This window comes from Mesorhizobium sp. CNPSo 4671 (assembly GCF_057784245.1).
Genome location: NZ_JBWLUW010000006.1, coordinates 193,907 through 218,685 on the forward strand (window position 1 = coordinate 193,907; position 24,779 = coordinate 218,685).

The window sequence follows — 24,779 nt, forward strand, 5'->3', positions numbered from 1 at the left end:
GGACCGGCCTTCGATTATCAAGCCTCGGGGGCTTCCGAAGCCGGAGCCGGATCGAGCGCCGGTTCGACCGGGGCTTCAATCGAAGCGCCGATGTCGACGCCGAGTGCGCCCTGCTGACGGGCGATGCCGTCGATCGCAGCCTTGGCGATCAGGTCGCAATAGAGCTGGATGGCGCGGGCCGCGTCGTCATTGCCGGGGATCGGGAAGTCGATCTTGTCCGGGTCGCAGTTCGAATCGATGATGGCGACGACCGGGATGCCGAGGCGCTTGGCCTCGAGGATCGCGATCGCTTCCTTGTTGGTGTCGATCACGAACATCAGGTCGGGCGTCGAGCCCATGTCCTTGATGCCGCCCAGAGCCTTGTCGAGCTTCTCGCGTTCGCGGTCGAGGTTCAGGCGCTCCTTCTTGGTGAGGCCCTGGGCCTCGCCGGCCAGCATCTCGTCGAGCTTGCGCAGGCGCTGGATCGAATTCGAGATCGTCTTCCAGTTGGTCAGCATGCCGCCGAGCCAACGCGAATTGACGTAGTACTGAGCCGAACGCTGCGCCGCATCGGCGACGATGTCAGACGCCTGGCGCTTGGTGCCGACGAACAGCACGCGGCCGCCCTTGGCGACAGTGTCGGAAACCTGCTTCAGCGCCTGGTGCAGCAAAGGCACCGTCTGTGAGAGGTCGATGATGTGGATGTTGTTACGAGCGCCATAGATGTAGGGCGCCATCTTCGGGTTCCAGCGGTGGGTCTGGTGGCCGAAGTGAATGCCAGCTTCCAAAAGCTGGCGCATGCTGAAATCAGGCAGAGCCATTCTTATTTTCCTTTCCGGTTAGCCTCCACGGACATAGGCATTTTTGGACGAAGTCCTCGAACGCCACCGGAGGTTTCAGCCGGATTTCTCCCGGGCAGACACCAAAGTCCGTGTGTGGAATGAGCGCGCATATAGAGGGGAAGTGCGACAAACGCAAGCGGCGCAGCGTTTTACCGCTCAGCGTGCGGCAATCAGCGCCCCGGTGCCGATCATGGCGCTGCCGGCAAACCTGTTCATCAGCCGCATGCGCTTCGGTGTCCTGAACCAGCCCGAAGCCCGGCCGGCAAGCGCTGCATAGACACCCATTGTGATGATATTGACGCTGATGACGGCGGCCACCACCAGCAGGCCATCGACCAATGTCAGCGTATCGAGATTGAGAATCAGCGGCATGATCGAGGCGTGGAACAGGATCGCCTTCGGGTTCCCCAGCGCAATCGACGCGCCAAGGAAGAAGGAGCGGGACAACCCCGCCTCAACCGTCCGCGACTCATTCGATTGCGCGGTCGAGGCGCGCCACATCCTGATGCCGAGAAAGATCAGATAGGCGGCGCCGGCATATTTCAGCAGGAGAAAAATCCATTCGAACGTCTGGGCCAAGGCCACCAGCCCGAGCAGCGCCAGCGTGACCAGCACGGCATCGCCGGCGGCGACCCCGACGCCGGCCATGAAGGCACGAAGGAAACCGCGCGACACGCCATTGGTGATGACCGCGAACATTGCTGGCCCCGGTGTGGCGGCAGCAAGCGTGACGGCGGCGCAATAGGCGAGAAATGCCGTTGGTGTCATCGCTTGGCCTTTCCATTGGGCACCCGCACCCGCCGGAAGATCGTGACGATCTCCTCGCGGCTGCATTCGATGGCGCCGAGCCGCACCGCGCGGTCGCGCTCGAAACCGGTTATGTCATAATGCGGAGCGGATGTCTTGGGCGGGCCCTGGTAGGATGAACGCTTGACGCCAAGTGCTGCGGCGAAACGATGCAACTCGTCGGTGTCGTCGGCCATCAGGTGGCACCAGCGATGGCCGGCCCACTTCCAGATCGCCGCGTCGACGTAGACCGCCATCAAGCCCGCCGCGGCCAGCTCAATTGCGCAACCCTGCTACTTCGATACCGGGCACGGCTTTGTCTGGTCGAACAGCGACAGGTTGACCAGCTTGCCTCTCATCGAGAAGTCGCCATAGTCCATGATGAGGTCGCGGGTGATGCCGTTCTCATGCAGCTTGAAGCTGATCCGGTATTCCGGCACTTCTTCGCCGTTCTGGGCACTGTCGTCGAAATAGGCGATGTCGACCGGCCAATACTTGTCTGTGGCGAGCTTCGCCAGCGCCGGAGCCTCCGGATCGGCCTTGTCGGCTTCGGTCTTCTTGCCGACGACGACCGTGGTCGTCATCACCTTGTTGGCATCCTCCGAGCCGTCGAACAGGTTTGTCTGGTAGAAATTCTCGCCTTTTTCGGCCTTGCCGATCATCTCGACCAGATGCTGGGTCGGAAACTGGGTGGCGGCGAGTTCCATGCTGCTCTTCTCGGGCTTGTCGATATCGACCTTGAGCCCTTTTGGGTCTTTCGTGGCGATACCCCTGACCTCCTTGTCAAGGTTCTGGTCTACAAAGGATTTGGTCACGAACGAAAATGTCTTGCCTTCGGCGTCTTCGAAAGTTGTCGTCTGCTGGTCGGTCAGTCGCGTATTGTCGTTGGTGACGATCTGGGTCACGAAACGGAATTTCGCCGTATAGCCTTCGCAGGCCGAGCCGTTGAATTCATAGACCATGCGACCGGATATGCCTGTTATGCCGGAGCGGTCCGAGGCCTTGTTGAGGGTGACGTCATACACGGCGCGATGCGCCTGCAGTGCCGGCGCGGCGAAAGCGGGGACTATCGGGAAGACTGCCGACAACAGAACGGCGTGGAATGCAAGGCGCGCTGCGCGCATGAGGTACTCCGATCGTCGCGGCTGATGGCAGGCCGCAGGGAAAGATGGTCCAGCTTAAAAAAAGTCGTGGCGGAAGCGAGGCAAAAATAGCAATTTCGGCCCCGCCAGCGCGGCGCCTTCCAGCAATAGGGAAAAGCAATGAGTGAAACAATCGAAAAGCGGCTAAGTGATCTCGGCGTGACGCTTCCCGTCGCCGCCGCACCCGCCGCCAATTACGTGCCCTATTGCAGGACCGGCAATTTGCTGTTCACCGCCGGACAATTGCCGCTCAAGGACGGCAAACTGCAGGCGAGCGGCCTGCTTGGCCGCGACGTCGACACGGCAAGCGGCAAGGAGGCGGCAAAATACTGCGCGATCAACATTCTGGCGCAGGCCAAGGCGGCACTGGGCGACCTCGAGAAGATTAGCAGGCTTGTGAAGATCACCGTTTTCGTCGCCTCTGCAGCCGACTTTGTCGAGCAGCATCTCGTTGCCAACGGCGCCTCCGATTTCCTGGTCGCCGCCCTTGGCGAGCGCGGCAAGCACGCCCGCTCCGCCGTTGGCACCGCCTCCCTGCCGCTTAATGCCGCAGTGGAAATCGAAGCGATCTTCGAAGTCGAATAAGCGAAGGCCTGACATGACCGACCTCTCCTGGCTGACCGCCCGGCCCGTTGCCCATCGCGGCTTCCACGACATGAACAAGACGCGCTGGGAAAACACACTTTCCGCCTTCGCTGCGGCGGCCGAACGCGGCTACGCCATCGAATGCGACGTGCATCTGTCGTCGGACGGCGTCCCCATCATCATCCATGACGACGACCTGAAAAGGCTGACCGGACAGGACGGTTTCGTCTGGCAGCGCAGCGCGGCCGAACTGACCGCACTCAAGGTTGGCGGCACATCAGATCATGTCCCGACGCTGCAGGAAGCGCTCGACCTCGTCGACGGCCGCGTGCCCATGGTCGTCGAACTGAAAGGGATTCCCGGCCGTGACGAAGGCCTGGTGGCGCGCGTCGGCAAGATGCTCAAGCGTTATAAGGGCAAGGCAGCAATCATGTCGTTCGATCACTGGCTGATCCGCGATTTCCCGAAACATGCGCCCGGTATTCCCGCTGGCTTGACCGCCTACGGCAAGGACCTCAAGCTGATCGAAGCGCATTTTTCCATGCTGGCGCACGAACTCTCCTTCACCTCCTACGCCGCCGGCGACCTGCCGAACCCGTTCGTCAGCTTCGTGCGTGAAAAGCTCAAAATGCCTGTCATCACCTGGACGGTGCATGATCAGCCGGCGATTGACCTGACCTTCAAATATGCCGATCAGATGACATTCGAAGGGTTTGAACCCGATCTGGTCAAAGTCGCATGAGCGGAGTGTCTGAAACGTGACTTGTAGCGGCCCGGATGGAGCTTAAATAAGCCTCATGGATCAGGGCGATGATGGCGACGGGCAAACAGCAAATGCGGACTATTCGATCCGCATCGCCGCGGGCATCGGCGCATTCACCTGCGATGAATGGAACGGCTTTGCCGGCACCACGCGCGGCGATGCGGAAAATGGCTATAACCCGCTCGTTTCATTCGCTTTTTTGAGTGCCTTGGAAGATTCCGGCTGCGCCGTGCGGCGCACTGGCTGGCAGGGACATCATTTGCGGCTGGAGACCACGCAAGGCAGGCTTCTGGGCGCCGTCCCCTGCTATCTCAAATCGCACAGCCAGGGCGAATATGTGTTCGATCATGGCTGGTCGGATGCCTTCGAGCGCGCCGGCGGCCGCTATTACCCGAAACTGCAATGTGCCGTGCCGTTCACGCCGGTCACCGGCCCTCGCCTGCTGGTCGGCAAGGGCGAGGATCCGGATGCGGTGAAGGCCGGGCTTGCCGCCGGCCTCAAGATGGTGACCGATAAGCTCGGCGTGTCCTCCGCGCACGTCACCTTCGCGCAGGAGAGCGATGTCGCGACGCTCGAGGCCGCCGGTTTCCTGCACCGCACCGACCAGCAGTTCCACTTCTTCAACGAAGGCTTTTCAACCTATGACGACTTCCTCGCCACGCTTGCCTCGCGCAAGCGCAAGGCGATGAAGAAGGAACGGCGCGAGGCACTCACGGATGGCATCACAATCGACTGGCTGACCGGCAAGGACCTGACGGAAAAAGCCTGGGACGACTTTTTCGCCTTCTACATGGATACGGGCAGCCGCAAATGGGGTCGCCCCTATCTGAACCGCCAGTTCTTCTCGCTGATCGGCGAGCGCATGGCGGACGATATCCTGCTGGTGATGGCCAGGCGCAACGGGCGCTACATTGCCGGCGCTATCAATTTCATCGGCTCCGACGCGCTCTACGGCCGCAACTGGGGCTGCATCGAGGATCATCCCTTCCTGCATTTCGAGGTCTGCTATCACCAGGCCATCGACTTCGCCATCGAACGCAAGCTGAAGATGGTCGAGGCGGGCGCGCAGGGAGAGCACAAGCTGGCGCGCGGCTACAGGCCGGTGACGATGCATTCCGCCCACTACATTTCGCATCCTGGCCTGCGCAATGCCGTGGCCGACTATCTCAAGCGCGAGCGGCGCGAGGTGGAGCGGATGGGCGAATATCTGGAAGAGCATACCCCGTTCCGCAAGGATCTCGAGGAATAGCAGGCTTTTGGCACGGTCGATCTCGCCTGATCGCCCGCCGCATCGTCTTGCCGCTCCAGAAGAGCTTCGCTACACGGGACGCGAGGCACAATCCGGAGCGTTCGCCATGACTGCCGCCTATGACACCGACAACATCTTCGCCAAGATCCTGCGTGGAGAAATTCCCTCGCACCGCGTTTACGAAGACGACGCCGTCGTGGCCTTCATGGACGTGATGCCGCAAGGGCCGGGCCATACGCTGGTGGTGCCCAAAGCCCCGTCGCGCAATCTGCTAGACGCCAACCCGTCGACCTTCGGCCCGCTTTTCACCGTCGTCCAGAAAGTGGCGCTGGCCGCGAAGAAGGCGCTTAATGCCGACGGCGTCACCGTCCTGCAGTTCAACGAGCCGGCCTCCGGGCAGACCGTCTATCACCTGCATGTCCATGTCATCCCGCGCTTCGACGGCATTCCGTTGAAGCCGCACACGGGCGCGATGGAAAAGCCTGAAGTCTTGGCCGAGAACGCCGGGAAAATTCGGGCAGCGCTCGGAAGCTGACCCGCACCCGTTTCGCGGTAAAGTCTTAGTTGGCGGCTTGAGCCAGCCGTTCGATCGCACTCGGCTGGGCGCCATTTCGCAGCCGCTGGCGGATCGCTTGCGCGCACTGTTCGGGGCTGAGGACCGAGGTGTCGACCTCGAGATCGTATAGGCCCGGCCGGTGCACCGCGTCCTGCCACAGGCGTACCGGCAGAGGCACAGGATCGTCTGAAGAGCCGGTGACATAGCCCCTGCCCGCCTCGCTGGCGGCTCGCCTTGCCATGATGATTTCAATCGGACAGCGAACACCGACAAGCAGCGCTGGCAGGCCGGCGAGACGGCGCGCGCAATCGGCCAGGCAGCCGAGGGGCTTCGAATAGGCATCGTGATGGCCGACATCCGTCACGACGTTCAGCCCCAGTCGGCTGTGGGCCGCGATCGATTCGTAAAGAGCGGCGTACAGGCGCGGCACGAAGACTTCGAGATCGGGGCGCTCGCCGCCAGGGCGCAACCCTATTCCCGGGCGAAGTCGCGGCGGCGTGATCTGCTCATAGCTGTCGACGCCCAGGTTTATCCATGGACCATCGAAGCTTCCCTGAATGGCTCGGGCGATGCTCGATTTTCCCGACCGCGGCGCGCCGTTGAGGATGATGATCTGGCCTGGCATAGCCACCCCTGCTCAAAATGAAAAAGCCCCGTTTCCGGGGCTTTTTCGAGCGAGTGCCGATCAGCCCTTGCGGGGCAGTTGCGGGACCAGGCTGCGCTTGCCGCCGTCCTTGCCCTTGGGCTCCGGCTTCTGCGCCACGATCTTCTTCGCGGCAGGCTTCTTCGCCACAGCCTTGGGCGGCTTCGGCGCGTCTTCCGGCTCTTCCTTTTTCGGCTTCACCGGCGCCTCGTCGGCCAGCGATTCGAGCTTCAGGCCGGTCTCGCCGGTTTCCTTCTTCTCGACGGTGACCCGCACCGTGCCGCCCTTCTTGAGCTTGCCGAACAGCACCTCATCAGCCAGCGGCTTCTTGATGTGCTCCTGGATCACACGGCCGAGCGGCCGCGCGCCCATGCGCTCGTCATAGCCCTTGTCGGCCAGCCAGGCGATCGCATCCGGCGACAGGTCGAAGGTGACACCACGCTCGGAGAGCTGAGCCTCAAGCTGCATGACGAACTTCTGCACCACCTGATGGATGACCGGCACCGGCAGCGAGCCGAATGGGATGATCGCATCGAGACGGTTGCGGAACTCCGGCGTGAACAGCCGGTTGATCGCCTCGACATCGTCGCCTTCGCGCTTGGTCGAACCGAAGCCAATCGCCGCGCGCTGCGCGTCGGATGCGCCCGCATTGGTGGTCATGATCAGGATCACATTGCGGAAGTCGATCTGCTTGCCGTTGTGGTCGGTCAGCTTGCCGTGGTCCATGACCTGCAACAGGATATTGAACAGATCCGGATGTGCCTTCTCGACCTCGTCGAGCAACAGCACGCAGTGCGGATGCTGGTCGACACCGTCGGTCAACAGGCCGCCCTGGTCGAAGCCGACATAGCCTGGAGGAGCGCCGATCAGCCGCGAAACGGTGTGGCGTTCCATATATTCCGACATGTCGAAGCGGATCAGCTCGACACCGAGCGAGGCAGCGAGTTGCTTGGCGACTTCGGTCTTGCCGACGCCGGTCGGACCCGAGAACAGATACGAGCCGATCGGCTTTTCCGGTTCGCGCAGGCCGGCACGTGCCAGCTTGATCGCCGAGGTCAGCGCGGTGATCGCGGTGTCCTGGCCGTAGACGACCCGCTTCAGCTCGATGTCGAGGCCTTGCAGCACCTTCTCGTCATCGGCCGAAACCGTCTTCGGCGGAATGCGCGCCATGGTGGCGATCGTTGCTTCGATCTCCTTGATGCCAATGGTCTTCTTGCGCTTGCCTTCCGGCACCAGCATCTGCGAGGCGCCGGTCTCGTCGATCACGTCGATCGCCTTGTCCGGCAGCTTGCGGTCGTTGATGTAGCGGGCCGACAGTTCCACCGATGCCTTGATCGCCTCGTTGGTGAACTTCACCTTGTGGAATTCCTCATAGTAGGGCTTGAGGCCCTTCATGATCTCGATGGCGTCCTCGATGGTCGGCTCGTTGACGTCGATCTTCTGGAAGCGCCGCACCAGAGCGCGATCCTTCTCGAAGAACTGGCGGAATTCCTTGTAGGTGGTCGAGCCGATGCAGCGGATCGCACCCGACGACAAAGCCGGCTTCAACAGGTTCGACGCGTCCATGGCGCCACCTGACGTGGCACCCGCACCGATCACGGTGTGGATTTCGTCGATGAACAGCACCGCGCCCGGATAGTCCTCAAGTTCCTTGACGACCTGCTTCAACCGTTCCTCGAAATCGCCGCGATAGCGCGTGCCGGCGAGCAGCGTGCCCATGTCGAGCGCGAAGATGGTGGCGTTGTGCAGCACTTCGGGAACGTCGCCCTCGACGATGCGCTTGGCCAAGCCTTCGGCGATCGCCGTCTTGCCGACGCCGGGATCACCGACATAGAGCGGGTTGTTCTTGGAGCGGCGGCACAGCACCTGGATGGTGCGATTGATCTCCGACTCGCGGCCGATCAGCGGATCGATCTTGCCGGCCTTGGCCTTGTTGTTGAGGTTGACGCAATAAGCCGTCAGCGCGTCCTGCTGCTGCTTTTTCTTGCCGCCTTCCTCTTGCGGCTCGGCGCCGTTCTGGCCGCCCTGCTCGTCATCGGCGCCGCGCGGCGAGCGCGTCTCCGATGCACCGGGGCGCTTGGCGATGCCGTGCGAGATGTAGTTGACCGCATCGTAGCGGGTCATCTGCTGTTCCTGCAGGAAATAGGCGGCGTGGCTCTCGCGCTCGGCGAAGATGGCGACGAGCACGTTGGCGCCCGACACTTCCTCGCGGCCAGACGACTGCACATGGATCACCGCGCGCTGGATGACGCGCTGGAAGCCGGCGGTCGGCTTGGAATCCTCGTCGTAGCCGGTGACCAGATTGTCGAGTTCGGTGTCGATATAAGTGAGAACCGTGTGCTTCAGCTCATCAAGATCGACGTTGCAGGCGCGCATGACGGCGGCCGCCTCGGTGTCGTCGATCAACGCCAGCAGCAGATGTTCTAGGGTTGCGTATTCGTGGTGCCGCTCATTGGCGAGCGTCAGCGCCTGGTGAAGCGCCTTTTCCAGGCCTTGGGAGAAAGCCGGCATGTTACCTCACTTCTTCTCCATCACGCATTGCAGCGGATGCTGATTCTGTCGGGCGAAATCCATGACCTGAGACACTTTGGTCTCGGCCACCTCGAATGTATAGACCCCGCACTCGCCCACTCCATGATTGTGAACATGAAGCATGATGCGTGTGGCGGCTTCGCGGTCCTTCTGGAAAAAACGCTCCAGCACGTGAACCACGAACTCCATCGGAGTGTAGTCGTCGTTGAGGATGAGGACCCGGTAAAGGCTGGGCTTCTTGGTTTTGGTTTTGGTGCGCGTGATGACGGCCGTCCCGCGGCCGGCTTCATTGCCGTCGCCGCTGCCGTTTTGCATCCGCGCCACTTGTCTCGTGGCAGTCAAACCGATCGTCACGTAATCCTGCCTCTTTCGAATCCTCATGCGAGTTCGACATGTAGGTGTTCGATGGACGATTTTAAGCCCTTCTGGTTAGCTGACAATATGGCTAGGTGACCAAACTTGGCGGATTTTCGCAAACGTGAAGCGCTACGCGGCTCCAGATGGGAAATTGGCATGAAAAACCCGGCCGCGTTTCCGCGACCGGGTTCTGTCCCGGGCCCAAAGGGCCGGATCTGAAACTGTCGGGCGAAATTACTTCGCCTTGGCAACGATCGATTCGAACGGCTTGTAGGCCTCCTTGGCGAGTTCGGCATAGAGGTCGCCGATCTTGGTGGCCTCGGCGACGAACGCCTCGTAGGACTGCTTGGCATAGTCTGTCTGGATCTCGATAGCCTTGTCCAGCGACTTGGCCGAAAACAGCTTCTCGACGGCGGCGCTGCCGGCTTCAAAGCTCTTCTTGGTGTACTCGCCGGCCTCGGTGGCGATCGCCTGGGCGCCCTTGGAGAGCGAAGCGAAGCTCTTCAATCCGGTGTCGGCGAATTCCTTGCCGTATTTGCTGAAGTCCTCATAGGTCTGGGTCATTTCACGATTTCCCTTGACGGTTGAGGCGTCCTTCTTCGGGGCGCCCTTGTGCAATGCACTAGAATATATTGTGCGCCGCACAAAAGTCAACATTTCGCCGGTGTGCGGAGCCCGCCTGCGCAGGCAATGGCTAAAAATCAAATAAAGTGCGTTTCAAGCCCGAAGAAAATGGTGAACGCGGCGGTTACCATAAACGGATTGGTAACGCTGCCCCGCTAGTTTGGCTGGAAGTGAGGCAGGACCCTTTGCCGCCTCCAACGCAACGAAGAATTCAAGGGAAATATCAGTGCGTAAGGCGTTGTTGGGCATCGTTTCCAAATCCACCTCCCCTCTCAAAGCGATCATGGTCTTCGCCCTGGCGATGACATTCGTTTGCGTCGACGTTGCCTCCTCACTGGCAGCGCGGCAGGCGGCCATTGTCGTGGACGCCAAGACGGGCAAGGTGCTGTACTCCGCGGATGCCAACGGCAGGCGCTATCCGGCGTCGCTGACCAAGATGATGACGCTCTACCTGACCTTCGAAGCCATGGCGAAGGGCAGGATCAGCAAGAACACGCCAGTGGTGTTTTCCGCCAAGGCCTCGGGCGAGGCACCGACGAAACTTGGCGTGAAGGCGGGCGGTTCAGTCACTGTCGAGACCGCGATCCTGTCGATCGTCACCAAGTCCGCGAACGACTCGGCCACCGCACTCGGTGAAATGCTCGGCGGCAATGAAAGCACTTTTGCCCGCATGATGACCGCCAAGGCGCGGCAGCTCGGCATGAACGGCACCGTCTTCCGCAACGCCAACGGCCTGCCCGACCCCGGCCAGTTCACCACCGCGCGCGACATGGCCACACTCGGCATCGCGCTCAGGGAGCATTTCCCGCAATATTACGGCTATTTCTCGCAGCGCTCCTTTCTCTATGGGCGCCAGCGCATCAACGGTCACAACCGTTTGCTTGGCCGAATCAAGGGCGTCGACGGCATCAAGACCGGTTACACCCGCGCCTCCGGCTTCAACCTCGTCTCATCGGTTAATGACGGCAACCGCCGTCTCGTCGCCGTTGTCATGGGCGGCACGTCGGGCGGCAGCCGCGACAACCAGATGGCATCCCTGATCAACACCTACATGCCGAGGGCCTCGACCCGCGGTGGCGGCGATCTGGTTGCCAAGGCTGACAGCGGCAACCCGATCAAGGCGCTTGCCAAGGTTCTCCTGCCCAAGCACGACGCGCCGACCCCGGACGACAAGCCGGTGGCTGTGGCCAGCGCCGACGACACATCCGTTACCGAAGACGCGACTGTTGCGCAGGGTGATGACGAAGAGAGCGCCGAAGCCGAAGCACCCAAACTGGTTGTCCCGGCAAAGAAGGTGAAGACGGTCATCGTCGCGGCGCCCAAGGTCGCCACTGCTCAGGTCGTGGCTGCCTATGCCGAGCCGGCACCGGCTGCCGAGCCGACGCCGACCGTCGACCCGGTCAACACCGCTTCGGTGCCGTCGGGCTGGGCAATCCAGGTCGCTTCGTCACCGAAGCAGTCGGAAGCCCAGGCCTTCCTCGACAAGACCTCCAAGCAGGCGCCGAAGGTGCTGGCGGATGCCGCCGGCTTCACCGTCGCTTTCGATAAGGACGGCGTCACCTATTACCGCGCCCGTTTCGGCGGCTTTGGTTCGAAGGACGCCGCCTGGAAGGCCTGCACCGCTTTGAAGAAGAAGAAAATCGAGTGCTTCGCCGTCCAGCAGTAGGACGGCGTGGAAGCGATCTCCCGGAAAAATTCTGCGTCGAAGGAGACTAGTTGTGATTGGAGAGCAAGACGTCCTTGGCTTCGTTGATTCGCGCCGCCAGGAAAGACGTGCCGCCGATATCGGGGTGCAGGCGCTGCATCAGGCGGCGGTGCGCCTTGCGGACATCCGCCGCGGCGGCCCCCGCTTCAAGACCAAGGACCTTGTAGGCCTCCTCCTTAGTCATGGCGCCCGGACCTGGCGCAACACCCAGCCCTTCGCCACCGTTCGTCTCAGTGTTTTTGCGCCAGACGGGAAATCTGCCGTCAAGATACGTCTCTAGCAACTGGCGGCTCTCCGCATCGCCGGAGAGTTCGCGGTAGAGATGCTGCAACTCGCCGAGGCCCATCGCGCCGAGCATCTTGCCGTCATGGCGGCCGGCCAGGACCAGCCCTTCGAGGCCGCCCGTATTGTGATCCAGCTCCATTTCGAGCGCTGCCGTCCGCACCGTCGAGCGTTTTCCCGGCGCCGGCCTGACATCGGGCCGGTTTGCGCGTGTGGCGGCATACCAGCCGATCGCCACGAACAGGATGATGCCGCCGATTCCGCTTCGACCGACCAGAAGCACGGCGCCGCCCACCAGCGCCAGCAGGATAGGCCCCAGTGTTCTCATCCCGCTTGCCAGTTGGGCCGGATCAGCTCGCAGAAAGGCCGAGGCGACGCCCAGGAGCACCAGCAGCAATGCGACCAGACCGATAATTGCGCCTAACATTTCCCACCGCCCCGCAGATACCCTGTCCGTTTGGACAGCCGCGTGATGTCATCAAACATTTTTTCTGCGCCGGAATGATGGCCTTCACCCGGACAGGAAGAGGATCGCCATGCGGGATGGCTTTCCAACCCCACTGTCCTTGTCGGTTTCGACAGCTTTTCATTGCGCATGGATTCCAAGATGTGGCGTTGTCGAGCCGCTTGCAAGTCCAGCGCGGAGCAAGATGGAGGGCCAGAAAGCCCGCGTCAAAGCAGGCAACGCGTCCGCGCGATGGCCTACAGCAAGCCGAGATCGGCAAGCTCGCGCCTGAGTTTCGGCGGCATCTCGACCGGTCCGGCCTTGCCCTTGCCGAGGTCGAGTGGCGCATCCGACGGTTTCAGATAGCGCCAGCCCTGGAAAGCCCGGCGCGGCTGCCAGTCGGTGCGCACGACTTTCGGGTCGAGCATCAGATGGCAGCGGCCGATGCCCTCGTCGTCGGTGAACGGCCGGATCTCGGTGATCAGCTGGCGGCATTGCACATTGCCCTTGATCACCCAGTAGAGCGACCCGCCATCGGTGATTTCGGCGCCACGCGTCGGCACCATGCGGGTGGTGTGCCAGTGTTCGGCTGGTTCACCGGCCCGGCGCCGTTCGTCGAGACGGAACTCGATCCATTCCTCGAGATCCTCGACGCTGTCGCAGCCGACGCACAGTTTTAGGAGATTGAGAGCCATTCGCTAAGGTTAGTCCGGAGCGCCGGGACGTCAACGGCCTGACGGACTTCTCCACAGTGCCAAGTGTTGCTCAGCACTCCACGACATTGACCGCGAGACCGCCAAGGCTGGTTTCCTTGTACTTCTCGTTCATGTCGAGGCCGGTCTGGCGCATGGTCTCGATCGCCGCGTCGAGCGGGACGAAGTGGACGCCGTCACCCTTGATAGCCAGTGAGGCGGCGGTCACCGCCTTGACCGCGCCGAGCGCATTGCGCTCGATGCACGGCACTTGGACCAGCCCGCCGACCGGATCGCAGGTCATGCCGAGATGGTGTTCGAGCGCAATCTCGGCGGCATTCTCGACCTGCATGGGCGTGCCGCCCATGACGGCGCAGAGGCCCGCCGCGGCCATCGCCGAGGCGGAGCCGACCTCGCCCTGGCAGCCGACCTCGGCGCCCGAGATCGAGGCATTGGTCTTGATGATGCCGCCGACGGCCGCCGCCGTCAGCAGGAAGTCGCGGATGCTCGGCTGATCAGCCTCGGGGTGAAAATGCAGCCAGTAGCGCAGCACCGCCGGCAGTGTGCCGGCCGCACCATTGGTCGGCGCGGTGACGACGCGACCGCCTGCGGCATTCTCCTCATTGACCGCCATGGCATAGATCGAAAGCCAGTCATTGGCGAGCAGCGGATTCGGCCGGTTCTGCTGCCACTGTTCCTGCAGCTTGTCGTGGAGCTGCCGTGCCCGGCGCCGCACCTTCAACCCGCCCGGCATGATGCCGTCCTGCGACAGGCCACGGTCGATGCAGCTCTTCATGGCACCCCATATGGCGTCGAGGCCGGCGTCCAGCTCCTCGCGCGACATCTGGGTTTCCTCGTTGACGCGCTTCATCTCGGCAATGGAAAGGCCGCTCTTGTCCGCCATCTTCAGCATCTCAACGGCGTTCTTGAAGGGATACGGCACCTTCTTGCCTTCGGTCGTGACCGAGCCCTTGGCCTTCATCCGCTGCAGTTCTTCTTCCGAAACCACGAAGCCGCCGCCAATCGAATAGTAGATGCGCTTGAGCAGCAGACGGTCACCGGAATCGTAGGCATAGAACGCCATGCCGTTGGCGTGCCCCGTGAGCGGTGTCTTGCGGTCGAGCACCAGATCTGTGGCCGGGTCAAAGCGATAGGATGGATGGCCGGGCGGCGTGAGCCGCTTCTCCAAGGCAATGCGCGCGGCGACGCCATCGGCCTGATCCGGGTCGACGGTCTGCGGCGTCAGGCCGGCAAGACCAAGCACCACTGCGCGATCCGAGCCATGGCCAATGCCGGTATAGGCGAGCGACCCGTGCAGGCTGGCGCCGACGCGATCAACCGCGACACCGGCCGGTCGCGGCCAGTCGCCATTGAGGACTTCGTCAAGGAAACGGGCAGCCGCCGTCATCGGCCCCATCGTGTGCGAGCTCGAGGGGCCGATACCGATCTTGAACAGGTCGAAAACCGAAAGGAACACGCTGTCTCCTGGAGTCACGTCGAGGACTACATATAGGAATTCCCCAGATGTTTCCGCTCTTTTGACAATCGCGGCGTAGCACCTGCCGACCTTGTTTGCTCCGGCAGCGACATTGATTGCCGGACCGTCGGGGCGCGGCTATTCTTTGCGTAACGCACCAGCGCGGTTTGCGGTTGCCGAGGGGGACATGATGCTCGTGTTGAACGCCAGGCCGAAACCAGTGCATATCGACCCTAAGAAGACCGCCGTGGTCGTCATCGACATGCAGAACGCCTTTGTCTCGGCGGGTGGGATGTTCGACCTTGCAGACATCGACATTTCCGGTGCCACCCCGGCCATTGAAGCCAACAGGCGCCTGCTTGGCGTGGCCCGCGAAAACGGCGTGCCGGTCGTCTACCTCCAGATGTCCTACCGGCCCGACCTCAGCGACGCGGGAGACCCCTCCTCGCCGAACTATCAGAAGGAATTGGGCATGGTGCTGATGCGTGAGCGCCCCGAGCTGCGCGGCAGGCTGCTGATCGACGACAGCTGGGATTGGCGGATCGTCGATGCATTGAAGCCCGAACCGGGCGACCAGGTCATCCGCAAGTCGCGCTACAGCGGCTTTTGCAACACCGGCCTGGAAGCCTATCTGCGCGCCCGGGAAATCCACTATCTCCTGTTCACCGGGGTCGCCACCAACATCTGCGTCGACGCGACCGCGCGCGACGCCTACATGCTGGAATTCTGGCCCATCCTGGTCGAGGACGCGATCAACCATTCGGGTCCGGACTTCAATCGCCAGTCGACATTGTGGAATTTCGAGAACGCCCTGGGCTGGGTCACCAGGACAGACATGGTGGTCGAAGCCTTGCAAATGCAAGCCGCCGAACCCTTGCTGACGTAAGAAGCCAGGGTAAGAACAGAACATGGGCAATTCCTCCTATCTATCGACGGCCGATCTTGCGGCACTGGGCCTTTTCCTTCTCGCCTGGGTGCTGCACACGCTTGCTTCCGACGGCAGGCTGGTCAGCCGCGTGTCGTTGACGACGGCGATGAATGCGCAACGCGAAGCCTGGATGCGCACCATGGCCGAGCGCGAAATCCGCATCGTCGACACCGCCATCATGAGCGGCCTGCAGCAGGGAACCGCCTTCTTCGCCTCGAGTTCGCTGATCGCGCTCGGCGGCTGCTTTGCCTTGCTCGGCGCGTCCGACCGTGTGCTTGAAGTGCTGAGCAACCTCCCCTTGGGTGGCGCGCCGTCGCGCCCAGCCTTTCAGATCAAGGTGCTGGGACTGGTGCTGATCCTGGCCTTTTCCTTCTTCAAATTCGGCTGGGCCTACCGGCTGTTCAACTATTGCTCGATCCTGATCGGCGCCGTGCCGATCCCGCATGGCGAAGCCTCGCGCAATCCGGTCACGCAAACGGCGGTGTGGCGGGCGACGCAGATGAACATGCTGGCCGGCAAGCATTTCAATTCCGGCCTGCGCGGCGTGTTCTTCTCGATCGGTTATCTCGGCTGGTTCGTCGATCCGATGGTGTTCGTGCTGTCGACGCTTCTGCTGCTGGCCGTGCTGGTGCGGCGCCAGTTCTTCTCGGCGGCGCGGCGCGCCGTCATCGGTCAGCCGCCAGGTGCTGGAAAAGGTTGATCGATGCGGCCGGAAAGCCAATAGGCGAAAAGCCCGATCCATTCGCGAACCGCGATGGTCGTGTTCTGCACGGAATCAATCGCATTGTCGCGAAACAGACCGACACCTTCCTTGCCCGAGGTTCGATAGTCGACCGGCCATGGAACGGTTGGAAAACCAGCCTTGTCGAACAGCGCCTTGGCCCGTGGCATGTGGAAGGCGGAGGTCACCAGCAGCCAGGTCTCGCCCGGCTTCGGTTCGACAAGTTTGCGGCTGAAGACTGCATTTTCGTAGGTGTTGCGGGACTTGTCCTCGAGGACAAGACGATCGGCCGATACACCGAGCGGAACGAGCAGGCGGGACGCGGTGTCTGCGTCCCCCTCGGCGTCGATGAAAAACGCGCCGTGTCCGCCTGATACAACCACCTTGGCCTGTGGGAAGCGCCGGGCGAGGATTGCGGTCTCGACCATGCGGTCACCGCTGCTGCTCAATTCATAGCCGCCACGCGCTAAGTTGATGGCGCCCTCGAAGCCGCCACCCAGCACGATGATGCCGTCGACCTTTTGCGGCAGCGGCGGGCGCGGAAAACGCTCCTCGAGCGGGTTGAGCATCATCGCGCCAAGCGACGTCCAGGTCGAGAGCGCGAGGATCACAAACGCCAGCACGCTGCCGCTGACAGCCAGCCGCCGCCGGCCGATCAGCCCGGCAATCAACCCTGCCAGAAGCAGGAAGATCGTCAGGTTGAGCGGCTGGATGAAGAACCAGAAGATCTTGGACACGTAGAAGAACATCGCTCACCCCTTCAGACGAGCGATACCCTTACCACCACTTCTCCGGCTGAAATGTGCCGGCGGCCTGCTCGATGACGGCGGCGGTCTGGAACAGCGTCTCTTCCTCGAACGGCCGGCCGATGAGCTGCAGGCCGAGCGGCAGGCCCTTGGGGTCGAGGCCGGCAGGCACGGCGATGCCCGGCAGGCCGGCCATGTTCACGGTGACCGTGAAAATGTCGTTGAGGTACATCTTGACCGGATCGGCGGCCATGTCCTCGTCGGCGATGCCGAAGGCGGCGGAGGGCGTTGCCGGGGTCAGGATGACGTCGACGCCGGCGGCGAAAACATTCTCGAAGTCACGCTTGATCAGGTTGCGCACCTTCTGCGCCTGCAGATAGTAGGCGTCGTAATAGCCGGCCGACAGCACATAGGTGCCGATCATGATGCGGCGCTTGACCTCGCGGCCGAAACCGGCGGCGCGGGTCTTCTCATACATCTCGACAATGTCCTTGCCGGGCACGCGCAGGCCGTAGCGGACGCCGTCATAGCGCGCCAGGTTGGACGAAGCCTCGGCGGGCGCCACGATGTAATAGGCCGGCAGCGCGTATTTCGTGTGCGGCAGCGAAATGTCGACGATCTCGGCGCCGGCATCCCTCAGCCAGGCAATGCCCTTCTGCCACAGCGCCTCGATCTCTTCAGGCATGCCGTCGACACGATATTCCTTCGGAATGCCGACCTTCATGCCCTTGATCGGCTTGCCGATCGCCGCCTCATAGTCCGGCACCGGCCGGTAGACGGACGTGGTGTCCTTCGGATCGACCGAGGCCATGGATTTGAGCAGGATCGCGGCATCGCGCACGTCACGCGCGATCGGCCCGGCCTGGTCGAGCGACGAGGCGAAGGCGACGATGCCCCAGCGCGAACAGCGGCCATAGGTCGGCTTGATGCCGACCGTGCCGGTGAAGGCGGCCGGCTGGCGGATCGAGCCGCCGGTATCGGTGGCCGTCGCGCCGGCGCACAGGAAGGCCGAGACAGCGGTTGCAGAGCCGCCGGAAGAGCCACCCGGCACCAGTTGCGCATTGTCCAGGCTGCGCTGGGTTCTCGTGCCGCCGGCCGAGACGAAGCCGCCGTCGCCCTGGTGCGTCGTCGGCATCACCACCGTGTCGAGGCGCGAGCGCCGCCACGGGTTGATGACTGGGCCGTAATAGGAGGTCTCGTTGGACGAGCCCATGGCGAACTCATCCATGTTGAGCTTGCCGAGCATCACCGCGCCGTCGGCCCACAGATTGGCGGTCACGGTCGATTCGTAGCGCGGCTTGAAGCCGTCGAGCACATGGCTGCAGGCCTGGGTGTGGACGCCTTCGGTGCCGAACAGATCCTTGATTCCCAGCGGAATGCCTTCCAGCGCACCGCCCTCGCCCTTGACCAGCCTGGCGTCGGACGCCTTGGCCATGTCGCGTGCCTTGTCGCCGGTTACCGCGACATAGGCATTAAGCGCCGGATTGGCGCGATCGATCGCCGAGAGATAGGCCTCGGTGATCTCGGTCGCGGTGATTTCCTTGCCGCGCAGCTTGGCACGGGCCTGCGAAATCGTCAGTCGGGTCAGGTCGCTCATCAAAGGCTCTTTTCGTAAAACACCGACCACTCGGAATCGGGATAATCCAGCACCGGGCCGCAGCGCGAGAAGCCGGCACGTTCGTAGACGGTCCAGGCGGCAGGATGACGATCGCCCGTCTCCAGCACCAGCCGCTTCAGTCCTTCCTGCCTCGCCAGCGCTTCGACCCGCTCGACGATCTGGGCGCCGATCTTGCGGCCGCGATGCGAAGGCCGCGTATACATGCGCTTGACCTCGCCAATGGTGCCACCATGGCGCTTCAGCGCGCCACAGCCGATGGCGATGCCATCATCGCGGGCGATGAAAACGGTGGTGTCCTGGCCTGCCATCTGCTCGACCGTCAGATGGTAGCAATGCTCCGGCGGCGTCAGTTCGAGCAAGGTCTCGTTGAGTTCGTTGACCAGGCCACGCACGTCGTCCTGCAGCGGCGTCTCGATGGCGATCTCAATGGCCATCGGCGCCTTACTCCACGACCTTCGGCACGAGGAAGAAATTCTCTTCGGTCGCCGGTGCATTGGCGACGATGTCGGCCGCCTTGTTGCCGTCGGTGACGACGTCCTGACGCTTCTTCATCTCCATCGGCGTCACCGAGGTCATCGGCTCGACGCCGGACACATCGACCTCGTTCAGCTGTTCGACGAAACCCAGTATGGCATTCAGCTCGCCGGTCATGCGTTCTGCATCTTCCTCGCTCACGGCGATGCGGGCGAGACGCGCGACGCGCTTCACTGTCTTGACATCAACGGACATACATTTTGCCTCGGGAAAACCAGTCCGGGCTATAGCGGCGCCGCGCGCGGCGCGCAACAGGCATCAACTAGGCAGCCGTGCTGACCTGGTCCTTGGAGCGGCGCAGCGGGTTGGGCAACTCGAACAATCGCCTCTTTGACGAACACATGCCGCATGCGTCTTCGTCTTCCAGCGCGGCGAAGGCTCGCAATTGCGCATTGGAACAGCCCGGCTCAAGCGGTCGATACGCCAGATAGGGATCCCACTTGTCGGAAAGGCGGTATTTTGCCTTCTGCATCGGCAGATAGGCGAGTGGCGCACACTTCCAGATTTGTCCGGCGTGGAGTTGTTTGCATTGGCGAGCCGGGCAGATTTCCCAACTGGCGCGAGGATCGCCATCCTCGAACGGCGCCATGGTGTCGCCGAAGCCTTCGTAGCGACGGGTCCAGTTTTTGTCTGACGGGCGGATCTGGATATGCAGTTCATGTTCCCGGCGCCATGCCTCCAGGAGATCGAAGATCGGTTTCAATCTCTCCTGGTACTCCTCTGAGGCGTGATGAACCGAGACACTCAATTGGGTATTGCCGTCGGCGGCGAGAATCGCCGGCAATGTCGGATGACGGTGCAGGAAAAAGCCGTTGCTGACGATCTCTATGCGGGCACTGGGCCAGTGCCGCCGGACCAGCCCGACGAAGGCAGGCAGTTCTGGATGGATGGTGGGCTCTCCGCCCAGGATGGAGAACCAGGCGACGTCTATGCGCCGGCTCCACAATCCCATCCAGCGATCCGCCTCCTCGAGCGAGACGGTGCCGGAATGGCCGTGATTGGAGTAGTGCGAACAGCTTTCGCAAGAGAGATTACAGCCATGCGCGACATGCAGTTCCAGTTTTGGGAACACCAGCCACTCACAGCGAAAAAGCGACTTGATGCGCTTCAGCATCGTCATGGCAGGGCAACGCCCTCGCACAGATAGTAGCTGCCGCTGTTGCCGCTCGCCTCGCTTTCATCATTGATCGGCCGAACCGATACCAGATCAACCTGCGTCGGGTTCATTTGCGTCACCGAGAGCACATCGGGAAAGACATAGCCCGGCTCCTGGCAGATGGCCGTCACCGCCCAGCTTGGCGAGCGTGTCGCCTTGCTGACCTGAACGAACTCGCAATTGTATTCAACGCCTTGCAGACCGTGCGCCGACAACACAATGTTGCCGGCGTCGATCAGCGTCTGCAACGTATCCTTCCTGGCCTGCGAGCAGAGCTCCTCCGATTGCAGATAGACGCCTTCGATGAAGTCATCCGCGGCGAGCGCGGGCGATGCCGCGACAAACATCGACACACAAAGAGATCGCCCCAACGCCATGGATTTGTTCCGCTTTGGCTGTTTCTAGATCGTAATCGTCTCACCGATTTTCGGCAATGCGACCTTCACACCGGATCCCTCCAGGCCGGTCTGGAATTTCTCCGGCGTCGGATCGATCATCGGGAACGTACCGAAATGGCAGGGGACGACCGTGTCGAACTTGAAAAAGCGGCGGCAGGCAAGTGCCGCGACCGCGCCGCCCATGGTGAAACGGTCGCCGATCGGCACGATGCCGATCTTCGGCTCATGCAATTCGTTGATTAGTGCCATGTCGGCAAAGATGTCGGTATCGCCCATATGGTAGAGCGTCCGGTCTTCCGGGAAATGCAGGACCAGCCCGCCCGGATTGCCGAGATAGACGTTCGTGCCGCCGTCTTCGCCAAACGAGGAGGAGTGCAGTGCCTGGACGAAAGTGGTGGTGAAGCCGCCGCAATCGACAGTGCCGCCGATGTTGCCCGGATTGATCTTGCTGCCGTCGGCGCCCTTGCCGACCAGATACATGCAGATCTCGAAATTGGCGACCAGCTGGGCGCCGCTTTTGCCAAGCACTTCCAGCGCGCCGCTGATGTGGTCGTTGTGTCCGTGCGTCAGCAGCACATGCGTTATCCCTTCGGCCGGCCCTTCCCAGCCGCCCGTCCAGGACGGATTGCCGATCAGATAGGGGTCGATGAGAATCTTGGCGTCGCCGGTTTCGATACGGAAGGCCGAATGGCCATACCAGGTCAGTTTCATGAAATGCATTCCTCGATTTTTGTCAGGTCAAAGGATAGAACGCCGATGACCCCGAGATCAAAGGGTATAGTGTCCGCCGCGCATCCGGAAGGACGCGCGCCGCCGAAAAAGACGAGGGAAAACCGTTGGCTGTCATCACGATTGAGCAATTGCCGGCACGGCTCACTGGTGGCAGGACGCTGGCGGGGCTCGATCTTGGCGACAAGACGATCGGCGTCGCGGTTTCCGACCGGGGATTCTCCTTCGCCCATCCGCGTCCGGTCATCATGCGCAGGAAATTCTCGCTCGACGCCGCCGTGCTCCTGGCCTTGCTGGAGAAGGAGAATGTCGGCGCGGTGGCGATCGGACTTCCGATCAACATGGACGGGTCGGAAGGTCCGCGCGCGCAGAAATCACGCGCCTTCGTACGCAACATGGCGCAACTCAGCGACTTACCCTTCGTGTTCTGGGACGAGCGGCTGTCGACAGTCGCGGCCGAAAGGACGTTAATCGAAATGGATTTCTCGCGCGCCAAACGGGCCGCCAAGATCGATTCGGCGGCTGCGGCCTTTATTCTGCAGGGAGTTTTGGACCGGCTTCAGTCGCTCGCTGGATCCGCTCGAAGGGAACCGGACCCTCCCACCGCTGTTTAAGCCAGCCGGCGATTTCGCGGCGACGGCGGAACGCCCACAGCGCCATCAGCAGAAATCCATCGAAGATGCACGTCTTCGCCACCATGCCGGGGATGATCGTCGGATCGATGCCTAGCATCTGGCCATAGAGCTGGAAGAAGAAGTCATGCATCTGCCGGCTGAGCATCACATAACCGAAGTTCATGTCATTGGCCGACAGATAGAACCAGCCCCAGAACAGCGCCATCGGCGCCGCCCAAAATGCGAAGATGTAGCGCATCAGCGGCCTCCCTTCGCTTTAGGGCCGGTCCGGCCTGATATCATGGAGAGCAGCGAATTGTGGGCCGCCGCCTTCGCCATGTTATGCGCCGTGGCGTGGAAAGCAGCGTCCTCCGACACCGCTGCCGAGCGCCGCTCGGCAAGCATCGCGACATAGGAGGCCAGAAGCGCGGCCAGTTGCACCGCGACGACCATGAAGAGCCCGTTGATGCCCTGCACGGCGCCACCGATCAGGATCATCGACAGCACACCTGAAGCGGAAATGAAGGCGATACGAACAACGCTGTCGGCGCCAGGGCTGACCGCATCGTTGATCAAGGAATCGACAAAGGCCCAGAAGAACAGCACCGACACGACCAGCAAGGCGATCGCCAGCGGCGCGACGACGACGACATTCTCCAGATTGACGAACCGGGCGCTCTCGACGGTCACCCCAAGCACGCCGAGCGCTGCCGTCACACCGCGGTCTCCATCGATGCAGATCAGCGCCAGCAGGGCGAAGACAATCGCCCAGTGCACGGACAGAAAGGAGGTCAGTACGTGTCGCATCGTGGTTCCTGCTTCGGCAGGAATGACAGTGGGCTTTGCAGCCCGCCGCCGCAATGGAAACCATTTGTTAAGGTTAACGACGATCCACAGGACGCACCCACGATGTCCTCGGAAGCGTTCAACTGATCAAAGAATCGAGCGGTGCGCCGTTCTCGGCTCAGTTCAACGGCGGATAGAGCGTGTCGATGATCATGCGCGCGTCGTGGCGCGAATCGATCATGCCATAGGTGTTGCGCCACTGGCCGGCCAGGCGGGTCTCGACGAAGGCATCGGCAATCCGCCCTGCCCCGAGCCGCCGCAGTTCCGCCGCGGCTGCCGACAACGCCAGCTGTTCGGTCAGCAGGCGTGCCGAGCCCTCATCGGTCGAAGCTACCTGCATCGCGGCCTTCAGCACACCGATCGTGCCGCGCCCGCCGGCGCCGAGGTCACGGTCGATGCCGGCCAGCACCTCTTCGAACAGTCCGGGCGCGCGGCCGAGCACGCGCAGCACATCGAGCGCCATGACATTGCCCGACCCTTCCCAGATCGCGTTGACAGGGGCCTCGCGATAATAACGGGCGAGCGGCGCTTCCTCGACATAGCCATTACCGCCGAGACACTCCATCGCCTCGTAGAGCAGCGGCGGCGCGATCTTGCACACCCAGTATTTGACGACCGGCGTCATGGCGCGGGCAAACGCCGCCTCTCCGCGATCGCTCGCTGCCTCGTCGAAGGAGCGCGCTAGCCGGAACGACAGCGCGGTGGCGGCGGCAACATCGAGCGCCATGTCGGCCAGCACGCGCTGCATCAGCGGCTGTTCGATCAACGTCGAGCCGAAAACCTGGCGATGGCGAGCATGATGAACCGCTTCCGCCAGCCCCGCCCGCATGATTGCCGAGGACGCCACCGCGCAGTCGAGCCGGGTCAGAGTGACCATGTCCATGATCGTCTTCACGCCGGCGCCGGGTTCGCCGACCATCTCGCCGATGGCGTTGACGAATTCGACTTCGGAAGACGCGTTGGAACGGTTGCCGAGCTTGTCCTTAAGTCGCTGGAAGCGGAAGCCATTGCCCGACCCGTCGCCGAGAACGCGCGGCACGAGGAAGCAGGACAGTCCTTCCGGCGCCTGCGCCAGCACCAGGAAAGCGTCCGACATCGGCGCCGACATGAACCATTTGTGCCCGGTCAGGCGATAAAACCCGCTGCCGGCGCGTTCGGCCCTGGTCACATTGGCGCGCACATCCGTGCCGCCCTGTTTCTCGGTCATGCCCATGCCGAGTGTCAGCCCGGTCTTCTCGACCGGCGGCTTCTGGCTCTGGTCGTATTTGCGGGTCGTGACTCGCGGCGCCCATTCACGAAACAGCTTTGGGCTGGCCATCAGCGCCGCCAGCGAGGCGCTGGTCATGGTGATGGGGCAAAGGTGCCCGGTCTCGAGCTCGGCGGTCAGATAGAAACGGGCGGCGCGCACCTGATGGCGGCGGCCGATCTCGGCATCGCCATTTTCCCAGACCGAGGAATGCAGCCCGTTGGCCACCGAGCGCCGCATCAAGGCATGGTAGGCGGGATGGAACTCGACCAGGTCGATGCGCCGTCCCTGACGATCATGCGTCCTGAGTTTCGGCGTTTCGACATTGGCCAGACGCGCCAGTTCCTGCGCTTCCTGCGTCAGCACGAAACGGCCGAGCCCGTCGAGATCCTTGCGCACCGGATCGGAAAACCGCTCGGCAAGCTGAATCAGCAACGGATCGCCTCGCCAGGCGTTGCCGCCCGTCAGCGGCGGCGGCTGGTTCGTTACGTCGTCGGTCACGCCCAATCCTTCAATCGGTAGAAAGGTCCCTATCGTGCCAAAGCCACGAATCCAAGGCCATCGGCTAGATATAGCCAAGCGCT

At 62.3% G+C, this 24,779-nt stretch carries 29 protein-coding genes; 8 read left to right on the forward strand and 21 right to left on the reverse strand.

The window, feature by feature from the left end:
• Positions 1–17 precede the first annotated feature (17 nt).
• From rpsB to AC04SF_RS19020, 4 genes are all read right to left on the reverse strand, one after another.
• Positions 18–800: a 30S ribosomal protein S2 gene (gene rpsB / locus AC04SF_RS19005; RefSeq protein ID WP_096446271.1), complete on the reverse strand. Its 783-nt coding sequence runs from the start codon at positions 798–800 to the stop codon at positions 18–20.
• Between the two features lie 177 nt (positions 801–977).
• Positions 978–1,589, reverse strand: a complete 612-nt coding sequence (locus tag AC04SF_RS19010; protein WP_488479074.1) for a LysE family translocator — start codon at positions 1,587–1,589, stop codon at positions 978–980.
• A complete protein-coding gene (locus AC04SF_RS19015; RefSeq protein ID WP_202350228.1) occupies positions 1,586–1,864 on the reverse strand; it encodes a DUF4031 domain-containing protein in 279 nt (92 codons plus the stop codon). Before AC04SF_RS19015 ends, AC04SF_RS19010 begins: the two co-directional genes overlap by 4 nt.
• A 36-nt stretch (positions 1,865–1,900) precedes the next feature.
• A complete protein-coding gene (locus AC04SF_RS19020) occupies positions 1,901–2,731 on the reverse strand; it encodes a cell envelope integrity EipB family protein (RefSeq protein WP_488479075.1) in 831 nt (276 codons plus the stop codon).
• A gap of 138 nt (positions 2,732–2,869) precedes the next feature.
• On the opposite strand from AC04SF_RS19020, the gene AC04SF_RS19025 reads away from it, so the two are divergent.
• The 4 genes from AC04SF_RS19025 (at position 2,870) to AC04SF_RS19040 (ending at position 5,881) form a co-directional block, all read left to right on the forward strand.
• Complete coding sequence (locus AC04SF_RS19025) at positions 2,870–3,334, forward strand: RidA family protein (RefSeq protein ID WP_095200150.1); 465 nt, start codon at positions 2,870–2,872, stop codon at positions 3,332–3,334.
• A 13-nt stretch (positions 3,335–3,347) separates the two neighbouring features.
• Positions 3,348–4,076, forward strand: coding sequence for a glycerophosphodiester phosphodiesterase (locus AC04SF_RS19030; RefSeq protein ID WP_488479076.1), 729 nt, complete (start codon positions 3,348–3,350; stop codon positions 4,074–4,076).
• Positions 4,077–4,131: 55 nt separating this feature from the next.
• Positions 4,132–5,346, forward strand: a complete 1,215-nt coding sequence (locus tag AC04SF_RS19035) for a GNAT family N-acetyltransferase (protein ID WP_488479077.1) — start codon at positions 4,132–4,134, stop codon at positions 5,344–5,346.
• 106 nt (positions 5,347–5,452) lie between these two features.
• Positions 5,453–5,881: an HIT family protein gene (locus AC04SF_RS19040; protein ID WP_096446283.1), complete on the forward strand. Its 429-nt coding sequence runs from the start codon at positions 5,453–5,455 to the stop codon at positions 5,879–5,881.
• 25 nt (positions 5,882–5,906) lie between these two features.
• Here the strand turns inward: AC04SF_RS19040 and AC04SF_RS19045 are convergent, their stop codons facing one another.
• From AC04SF_RS19045 to AC04SF_RS19060, 4 genes are all read right to left on the reverse strand, one after another.
• Complete coding sequence (locus AC04SF_RS19045) at positions 5,907–6,527, reverse strand: chloramphenicol phosphotransferase CPT family protein (RefSeq protein ID WP_488479078.1); 621 nt, start codon at positions 6,525–6,527, stop codon at positions 5,907–5,909.
• Positions 6,528–6,587: 60 nt separating this feature from the next.
• Positions 6,588–9,056, reverse strand: coding sequence for an ATP-dependent Clp protease ATP-binding subunit ClpA (clpA, locus tag AC04SF_RS19050; RefSeq protein ID WP_096446287.1), 2,469 nt, complete (start codon positions 9,054–9,056; stop codon positions 6,588–6,590).
• Positions 9,057–9,062: 6 nt separating this feature from the next.
• Entirely contained in the window at positions 9,063–9,392 is a 330-nt protein-coding gene (gene clpS, locus AC04SF_RS19055; protein ID WP_027051901.1) for an ATP-dependent Clp protease adapter ClpS, read from the reverse strand.
• Between the two features lie 276 nt (positions 9,393–9,668).
• Positions 9,669–9,998, reverse strand: a complete 330-nt coding sequence (locus tag AC04SF_RS19060) for a phasin family protein (protein ID WP_010909566.1) — start codon at positions 9,996–9,998, stop codon at positions 9,669–9,671.
• Positions 9,999–10,284: 286 nt separating this feature from the next.
• Here AC04SF_RS19060 and AC04SF_RS19065 point away from each other — a divergent pair, with 286 nt between their 5' ends.
• Positions 10,285–11,724, forward strand: coding sequence for an SPOR domain-containing protein (locus AC04SF_RS19065; protein ID WP_488479079.1), 1,440 nt, complete (start codon positions 10,285–10,287; stop codon positions 11,722–11,724).
• 46 nt (positions 11,725–11,770) lie between these two features.
• On the opposite strand, the gene AC04SF_RS19070 is transcribed toward AC04SF_RS19065, so the two are convergent.
• The 3 genes from AC04SF_RS19070 to AC04SF_RS19080 all read right to left on the reverse strand — a co-directional run bounded on the left by AC04SF_RS19070 (position 11,771) and on the right by AC04SF_RS19080 (position 14,659).
• Positions 11,771–12,472 (reverse strand): DnaJ domain-containing protein, encoded by a 702-nt coding sequence (locus tag AC04SF_RS19070; protein ID WP_488479080.1) that lies wholly within the window; start codon positions 12,470–12,472, stop codon positions 11,771–11,773.
• A gap of 275 nt (positions 12,473–12,747) precedes the next feature.
• A complete protein-coding gene (locus AC04SF_RS19075; RefSeq protein ID WP_488479081.1) occupies positions 12,748–13,185 on the reverse strand; it encodes a DUF1489 family protein in 438 nt (145 codons plus the stop codon).
• 70 nt (positions 13,186–13,255) lie between these two features.
• The gene (locus tag AC04SF_RS19080) at positions 13,256–14,659 is read right to left on the reverse strand and encodes an L-serine ammonia-lyase (protein WP_488479082.1); all 1,404 of its coding nucleotides are present in this window, start codon (positions 14,657–14,659) and stop codon (positions 13,256–13,258) included.
• A 187-nt stretch (positions 14,660–14,846) separates the two neighbouring features.
• On the opposite strand from AC04SF_RS19080, the gene AC04SF_RS19085 reads away from it, so the two are divergent.
• Positions 14,847–15,545 carry a cysteine hydrolase family protein gene (locus AC04SF_RS19085; RefSeq protein WP_488479083.1) on the forward strand — a complete coding sequence of 233 codons (699 nt, stop codon included), beginning with the start codon at positions 14,847–14,849 and terminating at the stop codon, positions 15,543–15,545.
• A 22-nt stretch (positions 15,546–15,567) separates the two neighbouring features.
• Complete coding sequence (locus AC04SF_RS19090; RefSeq protein ID WP_096446296.1) at positions 15,568–16,287, forward strand: DUF599 domain-containing protein; 720 nt, start codon at positions 15,568–15,570, stop codon at positions 16,285–16,287.
• Here AC04SF_RS19090 and AC04SF_RS19095 read toward each other — a convergent pair.
• The 7 genes from AC04SF_RS19095 to AC04SF_RS19125 form a co-directional block, all read right to left on the reverse strand.
• Positions 16,260–17,057 carry a YdcF family protein gene (locus AC04SF_RS19095; protein ID WP_488479084.1) on the reverse strand — a complete coding sequence of 266 codons (798 nt, stop codon included), beginning with the start codon at positions 17,055–17,057 and terminating at the stop codon, positions 16,260–16,262. The genes AC04SF_RS19090 and AC04SF_RS19095 overlap by 28 nt on opposite strands.
• A 28-nt stretch (positions 17,058–17,085) precedes the next feature.
• Complete coding sequence (locus AC04SF_RS19100; RefSeq protein ID WP_488479085.1) at positions 17,086–18,651, reverse strand: amidase; 1,566 nt, start codon at positions 18,649–18,651, stop codon at positions 17,086–17,088.
• Positions 18,651–19,106: a GNAT family N-acetyltransferase gene (locus AC04SF_RS19105; RefSeq protein ID WP_488479086.1), complete on the reverse strand. Its 456-nt coding sequence runs from the start codon at positions 19,104–19,106 to the stop codon at positions 18,651–18,653. The genes AC04SF_RS19100 and AC04SF_RS19105 overlap by 1 nt, the downstream gene beginning before the upstream one ends.
• 7 nt (positions 19,107–19,113) lie before the next feature.
• Positions 19,114–19,401, reverse strand: a complete 288-nt coding sequence (gene gatC, locus AC04SF_RS19110; RefSeq protein WP_027044576.1) for an Asp-tRNA(Asn)/Glu-tRNA(Gln) amidotransferase subunit GatC — start codon at positions 19,399–19,401, stop codon at positions 19,114–19,116.
• A 67-nt stretch (positions 19,402–19,468) separates the two neighbouring features.
• Entirely contained in the window at positions 19,469–20,326 is an 858-nt protein-coding gene (locus AC04SF_RS19115; protein ID WP_488479087.1) for a radical SAM protein, read from the reverse strand.
• Positions 20,323–20,739 (reverse strand): hypothetical protein, encoded by a 417-nt coding sequence (locus tag AC04SF_RS19120; protein WP_488479088.1) that lies wholly within the window; start codon positions 20,737–20,739, stop codon positions 20,323–20,325. Before AC04SF_RS19120 ends, AC04SF_RS19115 begins: the two co-directional genes overlap by 4 nt.
• A 24-nt stretch (positions 20,740–20,763) precedes the next feature.
• Complete coding sequence (locus AC04SF_RS19125) at positions 20,764–21,471, reverse strand: metal-dependent hydrolase (protein ID WP_488479089.1); 708 nt, start codon at positions 21,469–21,471, stop codon at positions 20,764–20,766.
• Positions 21,472–21,596: 125 nt separating this feature from the next.
• On the opposite strand from AC04SF_RS19125, the gene ruvX reads away from it, so the two are divergent.
• Positions 21,597–22,103: a Holliday junction resolvase RuvX gene (ruvX, locus tag AC04SF_RS19130; RefSeq protein WP_488479090.1), complete on the forward strand. Its 507-nt coding sequence runs from the start codon at positions 21,597–21,599 to the stop codon at positions 22,101–22,103.
• Here ruvX and AC04SF_RS19135 read toward each other — a convergent pair.
• The 3 genes from AC04SF_RS19135 to AC04SF_RS19145 all read right to left on the reverse strand — a co-directional run bounded on the left by AC04SF_RS19135 (position 22,021) and on the right by AC04SF_RS19145 (position 24,696).
• Complete coding sequence (locus AC04SF_RS19135) at positions 22,021–22,362, reverse strand: DUF6105 family protein (RefSeq protein ID WP_488479091.1); 342 nt, start codon at positions 22,360–22,362, stop codon at positions 22,021–22,023. The two genes, ruvX and AC04SF_RS19135, sit on opposite strands and share 83 nt — an antisense overlap.
• Positions 22,362–22,910, reverse strand: a complete 549-nt coding sequence (locus AC04SF_RS19140; RefSeq protein ID WP_488479092.1) for a hypothetical protein — start codon at positions 22,908–22,910, stop codon at positions 22,362–22,364. The genes AC04SF_RS19135 and AC04SF_RS19140 overlap by 1 nt, the downstream gene beginning before the upstream one ends.
• A 157-nt stretch (positions 22,911–23,067) precedes the next feature.
• Positions 23,068–24,696, reverse strand: a complete 1,629-nt coding sequence (locus AC04SF_RS19145; RefSeq protein WP_488479093.1) for a DNA alkylation response protein — start codon at positions 24,694–24,696, stop codon at positions 23,068–23,070.
• Between the last annotated feature and the right edge of the window lie 83 nt (positions 24,697–24,779).

Bases quoted from the DNA above. Each gene is read 5' to 3' on its own strand.
- rpsB (WP_096446271.1), bottom strand. From the start codon at position 800: ATGGCTCTGCCTGATTTCAGCATGCGCCAGCTTTTGGAAGCTGGCATT.
- clpS (WP_027051901.1), bottom strand. From the start codon at position 9,392: ATGCAAAACGGCAGCGGCGACGGCAATGAAGCCGGCCGCGGGACGGCC.
- AC04SF_RS19070 (WP_488479080.1), bottom strand. From the start codon at position 12,472: ATGTTAGGCGCAATTATCGGTCTGGTCGCATTGCTGCTGGTGCTCCTG.
- gatC (WP_027044576.1), bottom strand. From the start codon at position 19,401: ATGTCCGTTGATGTCAAGACAGTGAAGCGCGTCGCGCGTCTCGCCCGC.
- AC04SF_RS19090 (WP_096446296.1), top strand. From the start codon at position 15,568: ATGGGCAATTCCTCCTATCTATCGACGGCCGATCTTGCGGCACTGGGC.
- AC04SF_RS19010 (WP_488479074.1), bottom strand. From the start codon at position 1,589: ATGACACCAACGGCATTTCTCGCCTATTGCGCCGCCGTCACGCTTGCT.
- AC04SF_RS19085 (WP_488479083.1), top strand. From the start codon at position 14,847: ATGATGCTCGTGTTGAACGCCAGGCCGAAACCAGTGCATATCGACCCT.
- AC04SF_RS19125 (WP_488479089.1), bottom strand. From the start codon at position 21,471: ATGAAACTGACCTGGTATGGCCATTCGGCCTTCCGTATCGAAACCGGC.
- AC04SF_RS19115 (WP_488479087.1), bottom strand. From the start codon at position 20,326: ATGACGATGCTGAAGCGCATCAAGTCGCTTTTTCGCTGTGAGTGGCTG.
- AC04SF_RS19025 (WP_095200150.1), top strand. From the start codon at position 2,870: ATGAGTGAAACAATCGAAAAGCGGCTAAGTGATCTCGGCGTGACGCTT.
- AC04SF_RS19140 (WP_488479092.1), bottom strand. From the start codon at position 22,910: ATGCGACACGTACTGACCTCCTTTCTGTCCGTGCACTGGGCGATTGTC.
- AC04SF_RS19075 (WP_488479081.1), bottom strand. From the start codon at position 13,185: ATGGCTCTCAATCTCCTAAAACTGTGCGTCGGCTGCGACAGCGTCGAG.
- AC04SF_RS19120 (WP_488479088.1), bottom strand. From the start codon at position 20,739: ATGGCGTTGGGGCGATCTCTTTGTGTGTCGATGTTTGTCGCGGCATCG.
- AC04SF_RS19035 (WP_488479077.1), top strand. From the start codon at position 4,132: ATGGATCAGGGCGATGATGGCGACGGGCAAACAGCAAATGCGGACTAT.
- clpA (WP_096446287.1), bottom strand. From the start codon at position 9,056: ATGCCGGCTTTCTCCCAAGGCCTGGAAAAGGCGCTTCACCAGGCGCTG.
- AC04SF_RS19135 (WP_488479091.1), bottom strand. From the start codon at position 22,362: ATGCGCTACATCTTCGCATTTTGGGCGGCGCCGATGGCGCTGTTCTGG.
- AC04SF_RS19060 (WP_010909566.1), bottom strand. From the start codon at position 9,998: ATGACCCAGACCTATGAGGACTTCAGCAAATACGGCAAGGAATTCGCC.
- AC04SF_RS19020 (WP_488479075.1), bottom strand. From the start codon at position 2,731: ATGCGCGCAGCGCGCCTTGCATTCCACGCCGTTCTGTTGTCGGCAGTC.
- AC04SF_RS19030 (WP_488479076.1), top strand. From the start codon at position 3,348: ATGACCGACCTCTCCTGGCTGACCGCCCGGCCCGTTGCCCATCGCGGC.
- AC04SF_RS19095 (WP_488479084.1), bottom strand. From the start codon at position 17,057: ATGTTCTTCTACGTGTCCAAGATCTTCTGGTTCTTCATCCAGCCGCTC.
- AC04SF_RS19040 (WP_096446283.1), top strand. From the start codon at position 5,453: ATGACTGCCGCCTATGACACCGACAACATCTTCGCCAAGATCCTGCGT.
- AC04SF_RS19045 (WP_488479078.1), bottom strand. From the start codon at position 6,527: ATGCCAGGCCAGATCATCATCCTCAACGGCGCGCCGCGGTCGGGAAAA.
- AC04SF_RS19100 (WP_488479085.1), bottom strand. From the start codon at position 18,651: ATGAGCGACCTGACCCGACTGACGATTTCGCAGGCCCGTGCCAAGCTG.
- AC04SF_RS19105 (WP_488479086.1), bottom strand. From the start codon at position 19,106: ATGGCCATTGAGATCGCCATCGAGACGCCGCTGCAGGACGACGTGCGT.
- AC04SF_RS19015 (WP_202350228.1), bottom strand. From the start codon at position 1,864: ATGGCGGTCTACGTCGACGCGGCGATCTGGAAGTGGGCCGGCCATCGC.